Genomic DNA, 15,751 nt, shown 5'->3' with positions numbered 1-15,751 from the left:
CCCGCTCTCTGGACCATCAGCAACCTTACCGCAGTGCGGTCCCAGGCACGTGCTGGCCGAAGGAGAATGGGAGTCGGCAAACCTCAGGTGAAACGCAGTTTTTCCGCAATATGACCCGCGAATGGTCAACGAGCACTTACCATCCAAGAGCAGGGTGTGAGCAATTGAGGGCTAAATCACAGTATGGCCTTGCGCGTTGTGCTGATGGATTAGCGCGTGCCAGACTATGGTGTCCCACAGCACCTTGCATCGCCTAAGCGCAGCATTTACTCGCACCGTCTCGTGCCTTTCTGGTGCCAACGTCCCATTGATAAGGTCTCGCATGCCAACAAACAGTCGCGGCTCAACGTTTCGTCTTCGTCCGCTCTCTATTCTGATCATGGCAATACTCCTCCTTCCTTTCGGCGCCGCCGGTGCAAATGCCGCCACTCCGGCCCCATCTGGTCTCAAGTCGCCCGCTCAAACAAGCACGTCCGTCTTCCTTTCCTGGAACGCTGTTAGCGGCGCGCCGAGATATCGTGTCCAGTACTCCGCCAAAGCCGACTTTTCGGACTCGACCTACAACCGGTACACAACCACTTCCACCGAGATGCGCGGACTTAAAAGCAACACCACCTATTACTTTCGGGTCAGGGTCATCTCTGCGGACGGCACTACGAATCTAAGCCCGTATTCAGCCTCCATAACCGCCAAAACAAAGGCTGCACTCGTGATAGCCCCCGTGGTCAATCCACTAACGATTGCAAGCTACAACGTGAAGTGTGCCAACTGCTTCGCGGGAGCCGCCAATGAACTGACGTGGGCTGGTCGCCGGGCCTCCGTTGTCGCCAATATCAAGGCGCAAATGCCAGACGTGATGGGTGTACAGGAAGCTTCCCAGGGGTGGCTCAAGGATGACTCAAGGCCAGGTGGGGTCTCCCAATTTGAGGATCTCCAAGAGCGGCTCCAGGCGGCCGGCGCCAACTACCAGCTGGCCAATAACAAGCGCAATAACTGCGTGAAGGACACTACGCCCACTGCCTGCGTGTACGCCGATAAGGGCGCTTCGCAGGGCACGAAGCTTTTCTACAATGCTTCCAAGGTGTCCCTGGTCAGCCAGGGTTCCCTGGCACTTCCGGTAATCCGGGCAACAGACAACCCCCGCTACTTGGCCTGGGGCATCTTCACCCAAAAGTCGACAAACAAGAAATTCTTTGTCGGCGACACGCACCTAGAGCCCGGCGGCGGAACTGACCTCCAGGATCTGCGTAAGCGGCAGACACAAGCCATCACAGCGGAAGTCAAGAAACGGAATCCCAGCAACTTCCCCGTGCTCTTGACCGGTGACTTGAACTCGCACAAGTGGACAGCACCGACAAATGCCCCTTACGACGTCCTGACTGCAGCCGGATATATTGATCCGCTCGGCAACACGTATGCCTCCGATCTGCCCAGTGGAACGGCGACAGCTGAGAAGACGGTGGGTGCGAACTACGATAGCTTCAACGCTTTCAACCGTCTCGCGAACGCGCGCAACTCATGGGGCAACGGCACCTACTTGGACTATATCTTCACGTCCAAGATGCGCGTGGTCGAGTGGCGCACTGTGGTCAATGTCGATTCGAGTGGGAACTTCATCGGCACCATTCCCTCTGACCACAACATGGTCAAAGCGACAGTCCAGCTCCCCTAGGAGACAGTTCCCGCGCACGTAAATTGAGGACCCGTGGTTCTGTTCGGCAGGATTTCAACTACATCCAGGCCAGATTAACAGGACCACGGGTCCTCTGCCTTTTGCTCGTGACGTTATGAGTAGAGCGATCCCGCCATCTGGTGCAGTTTGCGGTCAACGGCCTGCGACATCACACGGCCCCATTGGAGTGTCACGGAGCGGTCATCAAAGCGCTCAGCGGTCTCCCTGGCGGCATGCCGCATGGCTTCCATTTCCACGCTCGAAAGTGATCCCTGCCGGGCGATCCCCTTGGCCAGCCCCTCGATATCCCCGGCCTCGACCAAATATCCATTGACACCATCAACAATGATGTCGGCCGGTCCGTAGGGCATGTCGTACGCGATCGGAATGCAGCCAACGCTCATCGCTTCCAGGAGCACCAGCGGGAGGCCTTCCATGCGGCTGGTCAGAAGCATGAACGAAGCCTGCGAGAGCCGCTCCCTGGGCTCGCTGTCAAAGCCGCCAAGGTGGACACTCTGGTTCAGGCCCAGCTTGGAGATGAGTGTCTCCAGCTGTTTCCGGGCCGGGCCTTGGCCATAGATGGTCAGGTCGAACGGCGCTCCGGCCAGGGCATTTGCCTTCCCAATTCCTCGTATGGCGTGGTCTATGCGCTTACGGTGCGTAAGGCCCGCCAGCATCACCCCGTGGTCCTGGGAGCGTCCGGCCGAAGACGGCAGTTGTTCCGGTAGTTCGGTGCTGTTGGGCACCACGAATGTGTTGCCGGGCCCGAACGCCGCATCCACATCATCCTTCTGGCGCTCAGTCAGCAGCACGATCCCGTCATAGGTATCCAACCGCTCAAAGACATAACGGCGTACGGAGCTCAACTCGCCGTTCGGGGGTACCTGGCCGGATGCCATGTGCGAATTGTGGATAAGGTGCAGGGTCACCACATTGTCGCGGCGGAAACGCGTGATGAAATTCGCGGTGGTCTTACTGTCCACGATCATAAAGGTCTCCTGGGTGCCCACAACCATGTCCAGCCAGAAAAGGTACAGAGGCCACATCTTGTTCCAGCCTGCTACAGGCTCCCCGTTGTGGTCACAAAGGGTAATAAGCCGGCCGCCCTCCACACCCCGGTCGTTGATGTCGCGCTGATCCGAGACGAAAAGACTCCCGTCCGCACGGAAATAATCAATTTGAAGCGTTTTTTCCGCCGCGGCATCGAGGCGTATTCTCCGTCCGAGGGATCCCCGGGAAATTTCCGCAGTATAGGGCTCCTCGTCAGAGATTGGCGCGAAATTTCCCACAAGGTTCTTGTCTCCGCGGGCCGCAGACACGTCCGGGTCCGGCAGGGCTGCCAATTCTTCCCAGAGGTTCCGCAGACGCATGCCCGGAACCAGTTCGCCCGCAACCTGCATCTCGCAGCGCAAGTCGTCGAGTCCGCTGTCGTATTCGAAGGTGAGGACGTCGACCGGCACTCCGGCTTCACGGACAAAGGCCCTCGAGCGTCGCAGAAGAGCGCTGGTCATCCCGCCGAAGTCCGCGGGTATCCCCCACGTGACGGCACAGTGATACCCCGACGGTAGTTCTATCGGCGAACGCAATTGGTCATTTGTTGAAGACATTTGTGACTCGTATCTGTGGTTTTCAAGTATGAGGTCAGGCGAAGCTGATACTCATGTTGCCGTGCACTGTTGCATACACACGGGGAGCTGCTTTGACTTCCGCCAACGGCATCCGTGTCACCGTAGTAGCCTCGCCGATTCTCGTCTCAAGAAAGACGTCGGCCGTGCTGCCGCCCATGGCGTTAAGAACGTCCGACTCGAACGGGAATCTGACGGCATACCTGCCCGATGCGTCTTTGCTAAAGCCTGTTGATGCAACGCGGAAGAATGCTTCACCAGGCCGGAGGCGGAGCCTGCAGTAGAAGGCCGGGACGCGTTCCTGCCAAATCGGCTGCTGCAGGTGCAGCCTTAAGGTGGCGCGCACCTCCAGGCCACCACCCGCGCTGTACAAACACGCTGAGTCTTCTATCTCTACCGTGTGGTCGATCCCTTTGGTTCGCTTGCCCTCAGCTGCATGATTCATGGCCTCCACCCATTGCCGCACGACATTCGCATCGGAGAAGTCGTCGGCCCTGGTTCGCGCAGCCTGGCGCATCTCCTGGACTTGCAACGGAGGCATGTCGACGAACTCGGCTATGCAGCGTGCAAGTTCCTCCACGTTGCCATACTCGACAAGAAAGCCATTGACGCCATTGGTGATGATAGAGGCGGGTCCGTACGGCAGGTCATAAACGATAGGGATGCACCCGGCGGCCATGCTCTCCACAATTACCAGGCCAAACGCCTCGGACGTGCTGGTCAGCAGCGAAAAGGACGCGTCTTTGAAATGAGATTGGGCGTTCGTGACATGGCCCATCAGCTGAACATTTCCGGTTTCGTTGAGATCGGTGACCAGTTCTTCCAACTGGGACCGCTGGGACCCATCGCCGAAGATCTTCAACCCGACAGGGGCCGACAACGTGGTGTTCGCCAAGTGGATGGCCCTGACAGAATGGTCAACGCGTTTCCGGTGGCTGAGGGTCGCGGCGTGCATTCCGGTTCGTTCGCTGCGCGCACTGTCAGCTTCCGGCCCGGCGGCAAGGGACCGTCCGTTCGGGATCACGTACCAGTTACCAGCCTGCGCATACCTCCGGCGCACGTCAACAGCTTGTTGCTCGGTGAGGAATACAACACCGTCGAAGCCTTCCAAGCGAGGGAACACTTCCTCAGCGGACGCGGTAAGCTCCGAGGCGAAGCCTGCGGAGGGGTCTTCCAAGTGGTTCTCATGGACTTGATAGAGCACCACGGCGTGTTCACGCTGGTAACTCGCCATGAAGCGCGCCGTGTTCTTGTTGTCGACCACAAAGTACGCTTGCTCCCCCGCCAGCACGTAGTCGAGCCACGATCGATACAAACCCCAGGCCGATCCCCACTCCTGAAGCGGAAGGCCTGCAGCGTCACAAAGTGTTAGCGACCGGCCCCCGTGCACCCCGAGCAGCTTCGCATCGTGCCGATCCGATAAGAGGAGCGAGCCGTCCGAGCGAAAATGATCGACCTGCAACAGCGTCTTCCCGTCGTCCGCATAGCGGGCCAGACGCTTATGAGGGCCCTCCAGCTCGACAAGCTTCGCGGAAGGCTGCATGGCCAACGGAGAGTACGAAGCAAAAGCGCCCTCTTCGTATTCCGAGTCAAGCGCCGGCTGGGAGCCGATGAATTGAGCCATGGCTGGGAGGTCTTCCCAGAGATTCAGGATGCGCGTGCCTTCCGACAGGAAACCCCGGTCTGTCAACACTCCGCGGAGTGTTGAATAGTCCCGGAAGTCGTCGAAAGTCAGGATGTCGACAGGAGCCCCACCCTCGGACGCGAAGGATCGTGAACGATGCAACATGGCGTTCGTTCGTCCCGCAAATTCCGATGGCAGGCTCCACGTCACCGCGAAATGCCTGCCGGCGGGAAGCAGCCTGGCAGTTGGATCAGAATTCAATTTGTCCCCATTTTCTTTATTGCACGCGAAACCTCTGCCTGAACATCGAGTGTCAGTTTCGCCTGTTCCGTCAGCGCCAGAAACCGCGGGTATCGATGAGCCGCTTGCCTTCGAGGCTTCTGGGCTCGATGTCGCGGAATTTGTCGTGGTCCACCAGCAGCACCACTACCTGGGCAGCCTCAATGGCTTTGTCCGTTTCCACCAGCCGGATATTCTCAATCACGGCGAGTTCCTGCGGCAGGTGATCCTTGTGCGGTGCTGCAACCAAAATCTCGGCATCCGGATGCTGCATAGCCACACGCCGGACGATCTCCACGGCCGGAGATTCCCGGACGTCGTCGATATTTGCTTTGAAGGCCAGGCCCAGGCAGGCAATAGTCGGACGGCTGTCGTCGCCGACAGCCTTCCGGACCTGTTCCACAATGTAGCCAGGCTTGCCGTCGTTGACCTCGCGGGCAGTCCGGATCAGCGTCGAATTCTCGGGGTCGGCGGCCACGATGAACCAGGGGTCCACGGCGATGCAGTGGCCGCCGACGCCGGGGCCGGGCTGGAGGATGTTGACCCGGGGATGGTGATTGGCCAAGCGGATGAGTTCCCACACATCGATGTCCAGGTTGTCGCTGATGACGGACAACTCGTTCGCGAAGGCAATGTTGACGTCGCGGTAGGCGTTCTCGACGAGCTTGGACATTTCCGCCGTTGCGGCGTCCGTGAGATGGATTTCGCCCTGGCAGAACACTGCGTACAGGGCGGCGGCGGCTTCCGCAGCCTCAGATGTAAGACCGCCGACCACCCGGTCGTTGGTCACCAGCTCGATCATTATCCGGCCCGGCAGCACCCTTTCAGGGCAGTGCGCCACCAGAAGCTTCGGCTTCCCGTCGTGGCCGTCCAGGCTGAGGTCCGGGCGCAGCCCAAGGATCAGCTCGGCGAGGCGGCGCGTGCTGCCGGGAGGCGACGTCGACTCGAGGATTACCAGTTCCCCGCCGCTCAGCTGCGGGGCGATAGCGCGGGCGGCGGCAGCAATATAGGACATGTCGGCCGACTTGTCCGCCTTGAACGGGGTCGGCACGGCCACGATGTAGGCATCCGCGGCGGGCGTTTCGAGCTGGGCCCGGAGCCTCCCCTGGCTCACCGCGCCCGCGACGTGGACGCCCAGGTCAGGTTCCACGAAGGGCACGTCGCCGTTGTTGATGGCGGTCACGGTGATCGGATTGACGTCGACGCCGATCACCTCGAGACCATTGGTGGCCAGGATGGCCGCCGTGGGCAGCCCGATGTAACCGAGTCCGACGACGGCGACTGTCCTGATGGGTGCCTCGGTCTCGGCAGCCTTAGATGTCAACATGTTCATTTAACTTTCCATAGAATTTCAAGTCTCCGGACGCGAGCAGCTCTGCGTCCTCCACCTGCCAGGTGTGTCCGTCACCGGTGCGGACCTGGAAGTAATTGAAGCGGTCCGCCGAGTAAATGATCCTACCGGCGGCATGGGCGGCACGGAGAAATCCTGTGTCCTCGCCGATGCTGACCTGGAGGAAGGGGTGGTCCGTGAAAACTTCCCTATGGGCCATGATGGTTGGCCCCATCACGAAGTCGGTGAACCGGTGTTCCCGGGCCGCGAACCGCAGGATCGCGGCGTTCGTCGTCTCAAGATGCATGTAGTGGGCTTGTTTCCCCACAACATCGGCGCCGGAGTAGGACAGGGCATGGAGCTGGTCACTCAGATAGTGCGGGCCGTAGTGGTCGTCGTCGTCCATCTTGGTGAGGACCTGCCCGCTGGCCGCGGCGACGCACATATTCAGGCACTCCCCCAGTGACACGTCCCGCGGTGCCTCAAGGAGCACGACGTTGCGGAGCCCGGACTTTTCGGACAGCTCCGCCAGGCGTTCGGCTGAGAGCTGGAAGCCGTGGGTGAGCAGCACCAGCTCCGGCTCCACGCCGCGCTGGCCGGCCAGTGTCCGGAAGACCTTTTCCAGGTTTTGGGGCCGGATGGTCGGCAACAGCACGGACAGGGACGGCCGCGGCGCGCCCGCCGCGATTGCTGGCACGGCATGGTGCAAGACAGTGGCCGCCCGATGGGAGTACGTGTGGTGCGACCAGATGGTGCGTTGGGCCAGGTGGGCCGTGCGGTCGTTCAGCTCCGGGTTGGAAACCAGCGCCCGGGTGAGGTGCTCCGCTTCCTTGCGGGTGGCGGCCACGGGCACGGCCGCGGGGGTGAAAAACTGTCCCATGGCCTGGCTGGGCGCGGTGATCACCGGTGTCCCGGACGCCGAGATTTCAAAGATGCGCCGGGCGCACATGCTGGGCGAGTCCACAACCGAATTGACGTTGAGGAAGACCTTGTAAGCCTTGTAGGCGGACAGCGTCTGCGCGTACGTCAGCGAACCGACCACGTGCGAGTCCAGCGGTGCCGGGAACTGGTACTCGGCGTTGCCGCCGAGCTGGCGGGAGAAGATTTCCAGCCCTGTCTTCATCCCGGTGGACGCGTCCAGCGCCCCGCCGAGCAGGAGGTCCATCTGGGCACGGCGTTCGGGATATTTGTGGGCAAAGTACATCCCGGCAAAGGCAACGTCCCGCTGGTGCCGGCCGTGTCCGGGCCGCACGGGGTTGTGGATGGCCGGCTGGGCCGCGAACGGGAGCACGGCTACGCGGTCATGCCCGAGATCCTCGGTGTACTGGGCTATGCGGCCGGAGTCAGAGGTGAAGACGTGGTCAAACAGCCGGGCAGCGGGCAGGAAGTCGTCATAGTGCGGCGGGTCCTCCTTGTTCCAGAAAACTGTGGGAATCCCCTGCTCCCGGCACCACTGGACCAGCGCGCGGAACTCGCTGCTGGGCCCGCTGGGGCCGGTCAGCTTTCCGCGCCACAGGCCGCCGTTTCCCGCCCAGGCCGACTCCACGAACAGGAGGTCGACGGCGTCGGATGCAAGATCGCTGCGCCAGGTGTGGGGGTGTACGGCGCTGGTGGTCCACTCATAGCCGAAGGCCAGGGCGGAAAAGTCGTCCAGGATCACCGCGGCCCGGACGTCGGGCCGGGACGGTTGGTGCTGTGGAAGGGCGGCCGGAATGAGCGAGAGCCGGCGTTTGCGCCCCCGCCCCGTCCAGGCCGCTTCCACGCCCTGCACGTTGCGGGGCGCGGCGAAGCCCTGTTCGGTCCGCTCGCGGGACCGCCAGGTCTTGTACTGCGCCACACCGCCCCTGCGCAGATGCCACATGCCTTTCCGGACCTCCCGGAGACCCGGCATCAGCCTCGGCTCCGGCGTGAGGACCGCCCACGGACCTCGGTTGCCACAAGATTCGCTTTGGCGTCGTCGAGAATCTTGGCGGCTGAAATGTTGTTGCCTTTGGACAGGTGACGGGTGAAGTCCTGATAGGCCTTGATCGCGATTTCCGGCTCATCGTCCATGATGAGATCGCCCTTGTCGAGCCAAATCACGCGTGTGCACATTGCCTTGATCGTGTCCAGGCTGTGGCTGACCAGAAAGACGCAGCCGGCCTGCTCGCGGAGTTCGTCCATCCGCAATTTACTGCGGTCACCAAACTGGGCATCACCGGTATTGAGCGCCTCATCCACCAGGAGAATCTCGGGATCGACGCTCGCGGCGATGGCAAACCGGAGGCGGGACGCCATGCCCGACGAATAAGACTTCATCGGTAAGTGAATGGACTTCTCGAGTCCGGACAGTTCGACAATACTGTTGAACTTTTCGTCCACTTCGGCCCGGCTCATGCCCATGGCAAGGCACCCCAGGATGACATTCTGGTCCCCCGACAGGTCTTGGACCAAGGCTGCGTTGACGCCGAGCATGATCGGCGTGCTGGAGGCATAAACGGCCCCCGACGTCGGCTTGGATTGACCGCTGATGATCTTCATCAGCGTGCTTTTTCCGGACCCGTTGCGGCCAATGATACCGACGGATTCGCCTCGCTCCACCACCAGGGAGAGCTCGTTCAGGGCCTGCACGGTCACCATGTGCGGCTTGTTGACGGCGCGGCGCAGGAACCGGGGCTTGGCGGTGTCAGCGTCAGTGTCCGAAGCAGCGCTTGAGGCGACGCGATAACGCATCCGCACGCTGTCCACGACCACGCATGGATGTCCCTCGATGAAGATTTCCCTTTCACCCGCGTCCATAGGATTCCTCCCCCTTCCAGAAGTAGACAAGCCCAACAGCCAGCGCTCCCAGGGCCCAGGCCGCAAGGATTGCCCACGACTGCCACTGGGGAACCCGGGCGTAGAGGACGCAATCCCGGATTATGTCAATGACGTTGAACAAGGGATTGAGCTTGATGGCGGCGAGCATTTGGGGATGCGTGACAAAACGCTCGTAGGTGTAGAAGATCGCGGATCCGTACATCCACGCCCGCAGCGCGAAGGGCAGCAGGTGCGTGACGTCGTGAACGCGGGAGATAACCCGGGCAAGGATGAGCCCCACTCCGAGGTTGAATAGCGACTGCAGGAGTATGGCCGGTACCACCAGTACCCACAGCCAGGTGATGTTCTCGGCTGGAGGCAGCACCACCACGATCAGGAGCATGGCGAGCATGAGGGGCACAGCCGAAAGCAGTTCGCGCACGTTGGCGCCGATGGGGAGTGCGGCGCGCGGGAAGTTAAATGCCTGAACAATCGACTTGTTGCTCCGGATCGAGCGTGCGCCGGAGGTGATGGCACCGGAACTGAACTGGAACACGAAGATTCCCACCACCAGGTAGCCCACGTAGTTCTCAACACCGCGGCTGGTCTTCAGCAACAATCCGAAAATCAGAAAGTAGGTCAGGCCGTTGAAAATGGGGTTCAGGAGCAGCCATGCGCTGCCCAGTCGATCTCGCCGCGTTCCGCTTTGCACCCGGGCGCGGGCATCGTAAAAAATGAACTGCCGGAAGTCCCAGAGCTGAACAAGATAGTCCAGGAAGTTGGGCCGCGAACCGACACGGGTCAGCCGCCGCATGTCCACGGAGAGAGGCTGAACAGCCACCGGCTCCGGGTCTATTGCACTATCTGCGGACACTACTCGATCTCCTCATGTTCATGGTGCAGCCCAGCGTAACGCGCGGCCAGCGCCTCGGCGTTGGCCGCCCAGGTCCTCTCGGCCAGGACTGCGGCCCGGCCAGCGCGCCCCATCGACGCCCGTCGGCTCGCGTCGAGCAACAGCGCCGAGATCGTGCGCGCAAGCTCGACCGGTGACGCGGCAGGGACCAGAAGCCCGTTGCCGCCGTCGTCTATTATCTCCCGAAGTGCGGGCAGGTCGCTTCCAACCACCGGCCGTGCACTCGCCAGCGCCTCGACCGGCTTGAGCGGGGTCACGGCACGGGTCACGTCCAGGTCCTTGCGCGGCACCACGAACACGTCCAGGGCCTGATGATAAAGCGGGGTCTGATCCCGGGGCACCCTGCCCGTGAAGATCGCCCGCTCGGCCAGGCCGAGGCCCCGGACTTGCTCCCGCAACGCGGGACCGGCCACGCCGTCCCCAACAATCAGCAGGCGCAGCTGCGGAAATTCCGGCGCCAGGAGGGCGAACGCGCGGACCAGGTCATCCAGGCCTTCATACGCGACCAGGCTGCTGACCGTGCCGATGTAGAGTCCGTCCCCGGGCAGGCCGAGTTCGCGGCGCGCGTCGGCGGCGCCCCCGGGCTGGTCGAGGAACGCCCCGCCCACGGCATTGGGAGCGATGACGATCTTCCCGCCCGGAATGCCCGCGGCCACAATATTGGCTTTCATGGCATGGCCCAGCGTCACCACCAAATCGGCGTCGCGCATGACTTCGGTTTCCCGGGCCTGGAATTGCGCGTACTTTTCGCTGTCCCGTGCCGCAGGTCCCCGCGTGGCGGCCCACGTGTCTGCCAGTTGGCCGCGGACCTCGTACACCCACGGGATGCCCAGGGCCTCGGCCACGGCCCGGACCACCAATCCATTGACGAAGTGTGTGGTGGTGTGCAGGACGCTCGGCCTGAATTGCAGGGCCACCCGCAGTAATTCCTCAGCCTGTTGCTGCAGACGCGCGTCCATGGTGAGGGCCAGCCGCGACGGGAGGAGACGCCGGTAACGGACGCCATCCACGACGTCGGTGGCCCGCGCCAGGAATTTGCCGACCTGCACGGGGTACCCGAGCCTCGTGACCGCCAGGACGCCCCAGCCCGCTTCCCGCTGGGCCACCATGATGGAGTGGGATCTCTGGGCGTAGCCGCTGGCAGTGTGCGGCAGTGAATTCGTGAGCAAATGCAGGACCCGGCCCGGAACCGGTTCGAAATCCTGCCGACGGAGCACCGGGGCTGCGCCGGCGTAGACCGCCGCCTCACCGGCGAGGCGTGCCTGCTGCCGCCGTCCTGCAGCGCCGGAGCCGTCGAGGGCCTTGACGGCCCCGCTGAGGTCCCCGTCATGCCACAATCTGCGGGCCCGCGCAGACTTCAGGCCGCGAGCATTTCCTGCCTTGGCCAATAAGTCGTCCGATATCTCCAGCAGGCCGGCGGACAGGGCAATGTCCGCAAGGCGCCGGGCCGGTTCCCCCTGGGTGGGGCCATCCGCGGCCAGTTCGAGGCGGCGCTTGGCATCGGCGTCGTTTCCGTTGCTGAGCGCGGCGAGGATGACGGGAACCGCCACCGAGTTCCTCGGAAAGGCGGCGGTCACAACCCGGCCGAAAGGGCGCACGACGGCGGGCAGACGGCGGGCAGCTTGCAGGTACAGGAGTACCGGGTCATCAACCAGGTGTTGGCTGATGACACTCGCGGCCAGCCGGGCATTCTTGAGGAGCTGGATCATTTGCTGGGAACGTCCGCCAGAAGCTCGGAGATGAGTTGCATGTAGCGGCCGGCGAGGTGTCCATATTCTGCGTTGGATTTAACCCACTGACGGCTGTCCCCGTTGCGGACCAGCCTGCTTCGGTCGGCTGCGAGCTCGCGCCACAGATCCGCCACAGCTTCCGGAGAGCTGGCAACAATGTCCCCGGCTTCCGCGTCCATGACTATGCGGGCCGCTTCGCCGCGCACCACAGCAGTGATGTGGCGGCCGATGGCCAGAACTTCGTAGGTCTTGGATGGAACGGTGGTGTCGAAGGACTTCCAGTCGTCTCGAAGGGACACCAGGCAGGTGTCGGCCGACGCATAGCGCTCGAGCATGGCGTCCCCGGTCAGGGGTGCGTGAAACGTGACCGGGGCCTTCAGCTCCCGCGCCAGCTTCTCCAGCGCCGGCCGCTGAGTCCCGTGGCCCACCAAGTGCAGGTGCATGGAGTCCCCCACGAGGGCGCTTGCCCTGATGGCCACGTCCAGCCGCTGGCTCTCGCCGTGGTTCCCCAGGTACAAAGCTTCAAAGACGTCGCGGTCGAGTTCCGGCGGTCCCATGACGGGGATGGAGTCCAGGTGCACGCCGTTGCTGACGGTCGCTACGTTGCGGATGCCGCGCGCCCGAAGCGTCGCGGCGAATCCCTCGGTCACGGTGACCACAAGGTCGGCGCGGTGCTGGACAAAATCCACAACGCGCTCAACGATGCCTTTCACGCTGCCCTGGACCAGCCGGGCGTCGCGGGCCAGGTCGGGCCACGCGTCCCGCATTTCCACGATCAGGGGCACGCCGCGGGCCTTGGCCAGAATGTAGCCGGCTGCCAGGGAGGGCAGCCCCGGCGCCGTGACAATGACGACGTCGGGCTTGCGGACCATGAAACCGGCCGGAATCGACAGTGCCGCGGAAAAGCACTGGTCCAGCAAACGTGCAGCCCGGGAGTTGCCGTGGCGGAGGTAGGGGACGCGGAGTATCTTCTCGGTAAACTGCCCTTTTTGCGGCTGGAAAGGCCTCCCGGCCATCTTGCGCGGCAGCGCCCGCCGGCCGAAAGGATAGTGCGCTACGGGTGTCACGACGTCGACGTCCCAGCCGGATGCGGAAAACTCCTTGATCATGGCGGTCCAGCGGCGCTGGGGAGGGCTCTGTTCCGGCCAGTAGGAGTGGGTCAGCAGCGTTATCCGAAGGCCCTCGGCCTGCGTCCCTTGTGGTGTGCGGTCAACGAAGTCGTGGCGCATGTCTAGAGTGTTACTTTCCCGCCTTGGCGGGGACGGACCATGGTCTTCCCGCCGAGGAAACGGAAGTAGGCCAAACCCGCGCCGAGCAGGATCAGGACTGTGATCAGCTGAATCCCCAGCGGGCTGCCGGTGGCTACCGCAACGGCGGCCTTGACTTCAGACTTCACCATGACGGGGGGCTCGCTGGGGGTGGCGATCACCGCAGGGGCCGTCGACGGCGCTGATGTCGGCGAAGGTGTGGGCGTCGGTGTTGCCGACGCTTCGGCGGGGGCCTCTTCCACTGGCTCGGGATTGGCAGCGGGCGGCGCGAGGGCCGGCGCCAGCGCCGGCGGTGCGGTTACTCCGGGAACCGGCGCGGGATTTGCGGCGGTGGGCACGGTGACGGGGGCAGGAGCGGGTGCGGGTGCGGGCGCGGGTGCCGGGGCGGGTACCGCGGGGACGGGAGCGGGCGCGGGGACTGGCACGGGAGCCGGCTCGGGCGCGGGGTCAGCAGGCTGCTCCGGGGCAGGCACGGGTTCAGGAACAGGATCGGGAGCCGGAGCAGGAGGCGGCTCGGTCGGCGATACTACTGGTGGGACCGGAAGACCCAGATCATCAGCGTGGGCAGGAACAGCCGTTCCCGCGATGGAGAGGGCCAGGAGCAGTGCTCCCAGCCCGACGCGTGCTGACTTCAGTTTTTGGCTGCGCGACGTCATCGACAGGCCCTCCCCCAGGTGCGAGATTGAATCAAGTTTGTGCGGTCGTGGCCATCACTAACGTCGTTGTCGGCAAAACCCCAGCGGTGCACGGTCCCCCCAGTCTACTTGACGGCAAGACAAGCTGTTCACCTCAGTGCCACCGGGCCATGATATAGGGCAGTCCGGGCCGTGACCATAGCGCCACGCGGACCGGGATAAGCTGGATCAATGCTCCCTCTCAGCCGTCCGGTTTCCGCGCGCCTGTCCTTGACTGTGGCGGCCGCCGCAGCCGGCCTGGCCTTGACCTCATGTTCCCCGGTTGTCGACGTCACGCCCGCCAAGGATGCCGCGAACGCGGCGTGCGCGCCAATGATGCTTGCCCTGCCGGACGCGATCGGCGATGCCAAGCTGCGGAAGACCAATGCCCAGGCCACGGCGGCCTGGGGCGATCCGTCCCAAGTGATTCTGCGCTGCGGCGTCAACGTTCCCGGCCCCACGACGGACCGCTGCGTCAGCGTCAACGACGTCGACTGGGTCATCAAGGAAGGCGACCCCGTGTGGACGCTGACCACGTTCGGCCGCGAACCGGCCACGGAAATCCTGATGGACCCGGACAAGATCAGTTCGGCCACCGTGCTGGCGGACCTCTCCGCCGCCGCGCTGAAGATCCCGGCAACCCGGAAATGTGTGGGTCAAGAGGACCTGCAGAACCTCCCCACCAGCAAGTAGAACCGGGCAGGCGCGTCCGCGCCCGCCCCGTTCTAGCGCAGGCCGGTCTTGCGGTTCAGGGCCAGGTGGATCAGCTCGTCAATCAGGTCGGCGTAGCCCAACCCTGAGGCCTTCCACATCTGCGGGTACATGCTCTTGGGCGTAAACCCGGGCATGGTGTTGATCTCGTTGATGATCAGTTCGCCATCAGGGGTGTAGAAGAAGTCAACCCGGCTCAGTCCCTCGCCGCCGACGGCGTCAAAGGCGAGCGCGGCCAGTTCCCGGACACGGGTGATCGCTTCTTCGGGGAGGTCGGCCGGGCAGCTGAGGGCCGCGGCGTCGTCCACATATTTGGCGTTGAAGTCATAGAATTCATGGCCGCCGCCCGCGACCGAGATCTCGCCCGGCATGGACGTCCGGGGAGCATCGGTCCCCCGGCCCTCCAGCACGGCACATTCGATCTCGCGGCCCGTGATGCCGGCCTCGATGACCAGCTTGGGGTCGTGCTCGCGGGCGATCTCTATGGCGGCGTCGAGGCCCTCGAGGGAGTCCACCTTGGAGATGCCCATGGAAGACCCTGCCCGGGCCGGCTTGACGAATACCGGGAAGCCGAGCTGGTCCACGCGCTTGCGGACGGTCTCGGGATCGTTGCGCCACTGCCGGTCAGTCACGGCGATGTAGGGTCCCACGTGGAGCCCGGCCGATTCAAAGACAACCTTCATGAAGTGCTTGTCCATGCCGACGGCGGACGCGAGCACTCCCGCGCCCACGTAGCGGGTGTCGGACAGTTCCAGGAGGCCCTGGATGGTTCCGTCTTCGCCGAAGGGCCCGTGCAGCAGCGGGAAGACGACGTCGACGGCGCCCAGCTCCTGCGGGACGGTGTTCGGGGCTGCGACGATCAGCTGGTGCTCGCCGCCGATCTCGGCCAGGGTGACGGTCTGCGCCGAGGGGGCCACCTCGGGCAGCGACGAGGCAGAGAGCGACCACTCGTCGGTTCCGCCGGACGCCAAAACCCACTGGCCGGTCTTGGCGATCCCGATAGGGATCACGTCGTATTTGTCCTTGTCGATGGCTCCCAGGACGCCGGCGGCTGTCACGCAGCTGACGGCGTGCTCGCTGGAGCGGCCGCCGAACAGCACCGCCACGCGGGGTTTGGACTGGACCGGACGGTCTTTTGTGGTCATGT

At 63.4% G+C, this 15,751-nt stretch carries 12 protein-coding genes; 2 read left to right on the top strand and 10 right to left on the bottom strand.

The window, feature by feature from the left end; all coding sequences use genetic code 11:
- Positions 1-379: 379 nt before the first annotated feature.
- Positions 380-1,672 carry an endonuclease/exonuclease/phosphatase family protein gene (locus tag ARTB_RS00215; RefSeq protein ID WP_243177135.1) on the top strand — a complete coding sequence of 431 codons (1,293 nt, stop codon included), beginning with the start codon at positions 380-382 and terminating at the stop codon, positions 1,670-1,672.
- A 113-nt stretch (positions 1,673-1,785) separates the two neighbouring features.
- Here ARTB_RS00215 and ARTB_RS21700 read toward each other — a convergent pair whose 3' ends face one another.
- The 9 genes from ARTB_RS21700 to ARTB_RS00170 all read right to left on the bottom strand — a co-directional run bounded on the left by ARTB_RS21700 (position 1,786) and on the right by ARTB_RS00170 (position 13,644).
- Entirely contained in the window at positions 1,786-3,132 is a 1,347-nt protein-coding gene (locus ARTB_RS21700; RefSeq protein WP_243177134.1) for a glycosyltransferase, read from the bottom strand.
- Between the two features lie 181 nt (positions 3,133-3,313).
- The gene (locus ARTB_RS00205) at positions 3,314-5,182 is read right to left on the bottom strand and encodes a glycosyltransferase (RefSeq protein ID WP_243177133.1); all 1,869 of its coding nucleotides are present in this window, start codon (positions 5,180-5,182) and stop codon (positions 3,314-3,316) included.
- 70 nt (positions 5,183-5,252) lie between these two features.
- A complete protein-coding gene (wecC, locus tag ARTB_RS00200) occupies positions 5,253-6,533 on the bottom strand; it encodes a UDP-N-acetyl-D-mannosamine dehydrogenase (RefSeq protein WP_243177132.1) in 1,281 nt (426 codons plus the stop codon).
- Positions 6,514-8,391, bottom strand: a complete 1,878-nt coding sequence (locus tag ARTB_RS00195) for a glycosyltransferase family protein (protein WP_243177131.1) — start codon at positions 8,389-8,391, stop codon at positions 6,514-6,516. Before ARTB_RS00195 ends, wecC begins: the two co-directional genes overlap by 20 nt.
- A 29-nt stretch (positions 8,392-8,420) precedes the next feature.
- Complete coding sequence (locus tag ARTB_RS00190; protein ID WP_243177130.1) at positions 8,421-9,308, bottom strand: ABC transporter ATP-binding protein; 888 nt, start codon at positions 9,306-9,308, stop codon at positions 8,421-8,423.
- Positions 9,295-10,149, bottom strand: a complete 855-nt coding sequence (locus ARTB_RS00185) for an ABC transporter permease (protein WP_243177129.1) — start codon at positions 10,147-10,149, stop codon at positions 9,295-9,297. Before ARTB_RS00185 ends, ARTB_RS00190 begins: the two co-directional genes overlap by 14 nt.
- A 32-nt stretch (positions 10,150-10,181) precedes the next feature.
- A complete protein-coding gene (locus ARTB_RS00180) occupies positions 10,182-11,930 on the bottom strand; it encodes a glycosyltransferase family 4 protein (protein ID WP_243177128.1) in 1,749 nt (582 codons plus the stop codon).
- A complete protein-coding gene (locus ARTB_RS00175) occupies positions 11,927-13,180 on the bottom strand; it encodes a glycosyltransferase family 4 protein (protein ID WP_243177127.1) in 1,254 nt (417 codons plus the stop codon). The genes ARTB_RS00180 and ARTB_RS00175 overlap by 4 nt, the downstream gene beginning before the upstream one ends.
- A 2-nt stretch (positions 13,181-13,182) precedes the next feature.
- The gene (locus ARTB_RS00170) at positions 13,183-13,644 is read right to left on the bottom strand and encodes a hypothetical protein (protein WP_243178004.1); all 462 of its coding nucleotides are present in this window, start codon (positions 13,642-13,644) and stop codon (positions 13,183-13,185) included.
- A 441-nt stretch (positions 13,645-14,085) separates the two neighbouring features.
- Here ARTB_RS00170 and ARTB_RS00165 point away from each other — a divergent pair, with 441 nt between their 5' ends.
- Positions 14,086-14,586 (top strand): DUF3515 family protein, encoded by a 501-nt coding sequence (locus ARTB_RS00165; RefSeq protein WP_243177126.1) that lies wholly within the window; start codon positions 14,086-14,088, stop codon positions 14,584-14,586.
- Between the two features lie 32 nt (positions 14,587-14,618).
- On the opposite strand, the gene ARTB_RS00160 is transcribed toward ARTB_RS00165, so the two are convergent.
- Positions 14,619-15,749 carry a D-alanine--D-alanine ligase family protein gene (locus tag ARTB_RS00160; protein ID WP_243177125.1) on the bottom strand — a complete coding sequence of 377 codons (1,131 nt, stop codon included), beginning with the start codon at positions 15,747-15,749 and terminating at the stop codon, positions 14,619-14,621.
- Positions 15,750-15,751 lie beyond the last annotated feature (2 nt).

It is taken from the genome of Arthrobacter humicola (genome assembly GCF_022803015.1).
Lineage (GTDB): Bacteria > Actinomycetota > Actinomycetes > Actinomycetales > Micrococcaceae > Arthrobacter > Arthrobacter humicola_A.
Note: the sequence above shows the minus strand (reverse complement) of the source record. Positions and strands in the feature narration are given on the sequence as shown.